The sequence below is a fragment of the Spongiibacter sp. genome (genome assembly GCF_041602295.1).
Taxonomy (GTDB): Bacteria; Pseudomonadota; Gammaproteobacteria; order Pseudomonadales; family Spongiibacteraceae; genus Spongiibacter.
Window position 1 is genome coordinate 1 of record NZ_JBFIGO010000140.1, and the last position, 5604, is coordinate 5604.

General features: G+C 54.7%; 7 protein-coding genes. 5 read left to right on the forward strand and 2 right to left on the reverse strand.

Annotated features, from left to right (window positions below; genetic code table 11):
- Positions 1–522, reverse strand: a 522-nt coding sequence (locus tag ABYM29_RS14535) for a hypothetical protein (protein WP_372865509.1), incomplete at its 3' end; no start/stop codon positions are given.
- A complete protein-coding gene (locus tag ABYM29_RS14540) occupies positions 522–1532 on the reverse strand; it encodes a diguanylate cyclase domain-containing protein (protein WP_372865510.1) in 1011 nt (336 codons plus the stop codon). The genes ABYM29_RS14535 and ABYM29_RS14540, both read right to left, overlap by 1 nt.
- A gap of 453 nt (positions 1533–1985) precedes the next feature.
- On the opposite strand from ABYM29_RS14540, the gene modA reads away from it, so the two are divergent.
- From modA to ABYM29_RS14565, 5 genes are all read left to right on the forward strand, one after another.
- Positions 1986–2732, forward strand: coding sequence for a molybdate ABC transporter substrate-binding protein (gene modA / locus ABYM29_RS14545; protein ID WP_372865511.1), 747 nt, complete (start codon positions 1986–1988; stop codon positions 2730–2732).
- Positions 2733–2743: 11 nt separating this feature from the next.
- Positions 2744–3439, forward strand: a complete 696-nt coding sequence (gene modB / locus ABYM29_RS14550) for a molybdate ABC transporter permease subunit (protein ID WP_372865515.1) — start codon at positions 2744–2746, stop codon at positions 3437–3439.
- Between the two features lie 3 nt (positions 3440–3442).
- Positions 3443–4519: a molybdenum ABC transporter ATP-binding protein gene (gene modC, locus ABYM29_RS14555; protein ID WP_372865512.1), complete on the forward strand. Its 1077-nt coding sequence runs from the start codon at positions 3443–3445 to the stop codon at positions 4517–4519.
- Positions 4520–4818: 299 nt separating this feature from the next.
- Positions 4819–5334, forward strand: a complete 516-nt coding sequence (locus ABYM29_RS14560) for a response regulator (protein WP_372865513.1) — start codon at positions 4819–4821, stop codon at positions 5332–5334.
- Positions 5335–5340: 6 nt separating this feature from the next.
- The coding region (locus tag ABYM29_RS14565; protein ID WP_372865514.1) for a PAS domain-containing protein at positions 5341–5604 on the forward strand (264 nt) is incomplete at its 3' end.

Below are 5604 nucleotides of genomic sequence, written 5' to 3' on the forward strand. Positions count from 1 at the left end.
CATGAATTCACAACGCTTGATCGTGGCGATAGCCAAGACGAGATAAGTGATGCCGACCAAGCGATAAACCCCACGTCGACCGCCGCTTGGGGTCGCGCGTATCAGTTCATAAAATATCAGTAAATAGATAATACAGCCGGCAATGCTGTAGCCCAGGTTGAGAATTCCCAGCTGACTATCGGCCACAGCGTAATAAACAATGAGCCCGGTGGCTGCGACGTAGCCGGGAATCAGCAGTGACCACTTGATCTCGACCTCTAAGAATTTGGCGATCCCGAAATAGAAATAGCTGCCGCCGAGAACAACAAGAATTGTACTCAAATATAACGGGTAGACGGGCGCAACGGTGCTCTCCAAACCCACTAGCAGAGCGCTGAGGGCTGAGCAAAAGAAGCCTAGGCACCAGCATCGTATGGCCTCTGCTTTGTGAACTCTCCACAGGAAAAACATGAGGATTGTCGCGCACAGCTGCAGGACCGCGGTTGCCGCAAACAGCGTGGCAATATCTGGCTGCACGGTCATTAGCCTGTGCCGCTCAGTGGATTAGGGCTCTCAATGCCTTTTCCAGTGCCTCCGTGCACATCATTACTAATGCGCCAACAATTGCGCCCCGCCCTTTTTGCCTGAAACATCGCCTCGTCAGCCCGGTGGATTGCCTCCTTCAAATTTTGCTTCTGTGACGGCTGGTATTTGCACAGGCCGATACTGACCGTAACGGGCGTGCGTTGTCCTTCATACAAATTGGATGAGCCAGCCACCCTTTTGCGAATCCGCTCCATAATGCCAACGGCCTGCTCGCTATCGGTGTCGTCCATCAGGATCCAGAACTCTTCTCCGCCGGCGCGGGCGACAATGTCATTGGGGCGTAATACGCCGGCGATACAGCGAGTAAAACTCGCCAGCACTCGGTCGCCAGCGGCGTGGCCAAAGGCGTCGTTGACTTTCTTGAAGTGATCGAAATCCAATACCGCAACATAGGAGTCGCGGGTGATGGCTTCACTGGCCTCAAAAAAACCGGCGCGATTCAACAGTTCAGTTAGTGTGTCCGTATGCCCTCTTTTTATAAGTTCAAACTTTAGCCTTTGGCTGAGCATGAGCAGAAAGGCGAAATTGCCAAGGAACAAGGCCGCTGGTGTTAACAATAAGCTCAAGCTGCCAGCCCAAAGCTGATTGGTTGCACTGATATATTCGGGTTGGATAACTGCTGCCAGCAGTCCCCTGGACATCAGCATACCTGCCGACAGCGCGTGTATGGCCGCGACAAAGCGAAAGGTGAAAGCCAGTTGGGGGGACTCTAGGCTGGATTTAATCAGTTGGTAGATCGCCAGGATGTAAATTAGTAGCACGTAGCTGCTGTACGCTATCGTTCTAATCTGCGCAGAGTCGCGGATATAGCTGGCGTAGGCAATCACCAATATGGTGACCAGCAAACTCAATATAAGCCAATGGATATGGGGGTTGCGGCGGAAAAAGGCGACAATGCCAAGGTAGCTGAGGATATTCGCAGCCAAGAGCAGGAGATCGCGTAGCACGAGTATGCCGGCGGTCACATTTTCCAGTGGGGCGATGAGCAGGCTGGTGCCGGCGAAGTAGCTTAAAAAGGCACATATCCAATAGCGTACAGCGGGCTCTCGACCGTGAATTGGCCACAAAAACGCGAGTACTATTACGCCACAAATCTCACAAACGAGCACAGACACATATAGGGAGACTTCATCGAGCACCATAAATACCCCTATCCGCCCGCTTCCTGAAACCCCTTATCTGCTAAGCAAACGGCTTTACTCAGAGTAATCATTAAAGCACATTGATCAAATATGCACCAATTATGCACAATTAGATATCCGTGTCGTAGTGGTTTGGCGCGGCACCTAAAATACGCCGTAGATGGCGTGTTTTTTGCTGGATTAGAGGTGTTTCGGCGTCAAAACCCCTGTTAGGCTAAGCACTTAGGGGCTGTCGCTATACAGAGCTGCGAGGGGTTAATGAATAAGTGGGCATATCGGTCAATGGCGTTACTCTGTGGCCTGTTATTGCCCTGGGCGGCCTCCTCTAGCGCCGCCCCGTTACGTGTTTCGGTAGCGTCGAATTTTGCCGGCACGATGAGGGATCTGGTCAGCGATTACACCTTGCAGAGCGGTACGCCCGTGCAGTTGATTATCGGCTCTTCTGGCAAGTTGTATGCGCAGATTGGTCAAGGGGCGCCTTTTGACCTGTTTTTCTCTGCCGATGCAGAGCGCCCGGCTGCTCTTGAGGCGGCGCAGTTAATCGTGCCGGGCAGCCGTACTAGCTACGCCTATGGTGAGTTAGTTCTATGGCCGGCCAGCGACTCTCCTGCTCAGCAGTTGGAAACCTTTAACTACCGGCGCTTTGCTATCGCCAATCCGCGCTTGGCCCCCTACGGCCGCGCTGCCAGCGCGGTGTTAGATCGACTATCGGTTTTAAGCAACACCGAGACGACACTGGTCATGGGCGAAAATATCGCCCAGACATACCAATTTATATCCAGCGGTAACGCTGACGCTGGCTTGGTGGCGCGCTCGCAAATGACCCCAGAGGATCATTTCTGGCCGATCCCCAGCGATTGGTATCCGCCAATCGAACAACAGGCGGTGATTTTGCGGGCGAGTCGCAAGATTGATGAGGCGAAGAAATTTATGACCTTTATAAAAAGTGACGCCGCAAGAGCGAAAATAACGGCGGCGGGTTATCGGCAGGCAGGTGCGAACTGAACATGCCCGATATGAGCTTGCTTGATGCCGCGGATCTTAATGCACTTTGGCTCACCGTTAAGTTAGCCGGCGTGGTCGTTGTACTACTAATAGGCATTTCTACACCGCTGGCCTGGTGGCTCTGCCGCAGCCGCTCAGCTTGGCGCAAGCCTGTGGCGGCACTGATCACTCTGCCGTTAATCTTGCCGCCTACCGTCTTGGGCTTTTACCTGCTATTGGCCATGGGGCCGGAAGGCCCTATCGGCAAGTTCACTGCATTTTTGGGGCTCGATACCCTGGCCTTCAGTTTTTCCGGCTTGGTGGTTGGCTCGCTGTTTTACTCCCTGCCATTTGTGGTTCAGCCGATACAAAATGCGATGGAGTCGATGGGAAAGCGGCCTTTTGAGGTGGCCGCGACCCTGCGTGCCGGGCCGATCGACCGTTTTTTTACCGTATTGCTGCCACTGTGCCGCTCCGGCTTTATCAGCGCGGCGATACTGGGTTTCGCCCACACCTTGGGTGAGTTTGGTGTGGTACTGATGATCGGCGGTAATATTCCTGGCGAAACGCAAGTGCTGTCGGTACTGCTTTATGAGCATGTGGAGGCATTAGATTATGGCCGCGCCCACCGCCTTGCCGCACTGATGCTGTTGATGTCGTTCACCACAATGTTGGTGTTGCAAGGGCTGCGGCGCGATGGCCGCAGCCAGAAAGTGTTGGGGTTTTAAGCTTTGTCAGATGCCATTCACACCGCGTTTTCTTTACAGTTTGCCGACAGCGACTTTTCATTGGAAGTCGATCTTGAGCTACCCCGTCGGGGGGTGACCGCCATTTTTGGCCGTTCGGGCTCGGGTAAGACCACATTGCTGCGCTGCATCGCCGGCCTGCAGCGTTGCGCCACCGGCGAATTGCGCTTCGGTAACGACTATTGGCAGCGCGGCCGACAGTCTGTCCCCTGCCACCGCCGCCCTATTGCCTATGTCTTCCAGGAAGCCAGTTTATTTCCCCATTTGAACGTTGAGCAAAACCTGCGTTATGCGCTGCGCCGAGCGGCCCGCGGCGGGCCAACGCTCAATGAGGTGATGGAATTGCTGGCACTACAACCTTTGTTCGCGCGCCGCCCCGAACAGTTATCTGGCGGCGAGCGCCAACGTGTTGCCATAGCCAGGGCCCTGCTGATTGCACCGCGGCTACTGCTGATGGACGAGCCCCTGTCGGGGCTGGATGCGGCGCGCAAGGCGGAAATTTTGCCCTTTCTCGAGCGTCTTTGTGCGCAGGCGGAGATCCCTATTCTGTATGTCAGTCACTCCGTCGATGAGGTGTGCCGGCTTGCCGACCACCTGGTGGTGATGGACAGCGGGCGGGTGCTCGACCAGGGGCCGCTAGAGGATATGTTGATCAATCGCCATTTAAGCAGTGATGGCGACAACGATGTGTCGGCCGTGCTGCGTGCCAAATTAGCCGAGGTCGACTCCCGCTGGCAGCTTGCCAGGTTAGTCTTTGCTGGCGGATCACTGTGGGTGCGCAGCAATGGCGAAGTCGCCGGCAGCGAGCTGCGGCTGCGAATTCGCGCCCAAGATATCAGCATCAGTTTGTCTGCCCACCGCGACAGCAGTATTTTAAATATTTTACCCTGCACAATCGCCGCGATCAGTGATGAGCCCGGCGGGGCAATGCAGCTGCTGCAGTTGAGCGTCGGTGACAGCCAATTACTCGCCCGCCTCACCCGACGCAGCGTTCACCACCTCGGCTTACACGTCGGCATGGCGGTGTACGCGCAGCTCAAGTCAGTGGCCATTATTCGCTGACCGGCCGCTCAGGCCCTTCCTGTATTCCGCCACCTTGCCTTTGCGAGCGTTAGTTTGTCGCCGGGCCGACGCTGAGCAAAAAGCTGTCGTCGATATAGTAATAGGTAATTACCGAGGGTCGGCTTCATGTTCATCTTATGCACAGGGCGAAGCTTGAGGCTTTAAGATGCTTGTGTTGACCGAAAACGACGACGAGGCATAGCGCGAGCCCATTAGCTGATGATGACGACGGTAGCCGTTAATAGCGTTTACCCCTGCGATCACTGTCAACTCTACCTCTCAATGAAAGAAGGCGTCGCATGAAGGTTTGTCAAAAAGACGACATGCTTACGTTTAAGGATGAACCTGAGACTAGTTCGCAAGCCCCCAAAGATCGCCTCCCGCCCTGGAATGTGTTGGTGGTAGACGACGAGCCCGATGTGCACAGCGTAACAAAATTGGCGCTGGATTCGTGGACGTATGGGGGCCGCCCACTCAAGCTCACGCACGCCAGCAGCGGTCGTGAAGCCATAGATATGCTTCGTGACCGGGGCGATTATGCGGTCATCCTGTTGGATGTGGTCATGGAAAACGAGCTTGCCGGCCTCGATGTCGCTGAATACTTACGCAAGCGTCTAAATAATAATCGCACGCAGATAATTCTGCGGACTGGCCATCCGGGTACCCTGACCGATAATGAGGCAGCCGCGGTGCACGGCTGTAATTTCTACGAGCCGAAAAGTTACATCACCTCAGAGCGGTTGAAATCGACACTCGCAGTCGCCCTAAAAGATTACTCATCGCCTCCGCATCCCAGTATGGGATGCGGGCGGTAGGGCGCAGTGGATACCAGGCAGCATAAAGATGAATTTGAGGCCATATTAAGCAGCAATATTGTGGCCATAATCAGTGCCGATTTGGATGGCCGCATTACCCGTTGGAGCGCCGGTGCAGAAAAGCTTTTCGGCTATAGCTCGGAAAGCGCCATGGATATCAATTTGCAAGCGCTAGTGCCGCCGTCACAGCAGTGTGAACTCCAAACGGTGCTGGAAAAGCTGAAACGCAAACGCAGTATTCCCTCCCTCACTACTCAGCGGATGAAGAAA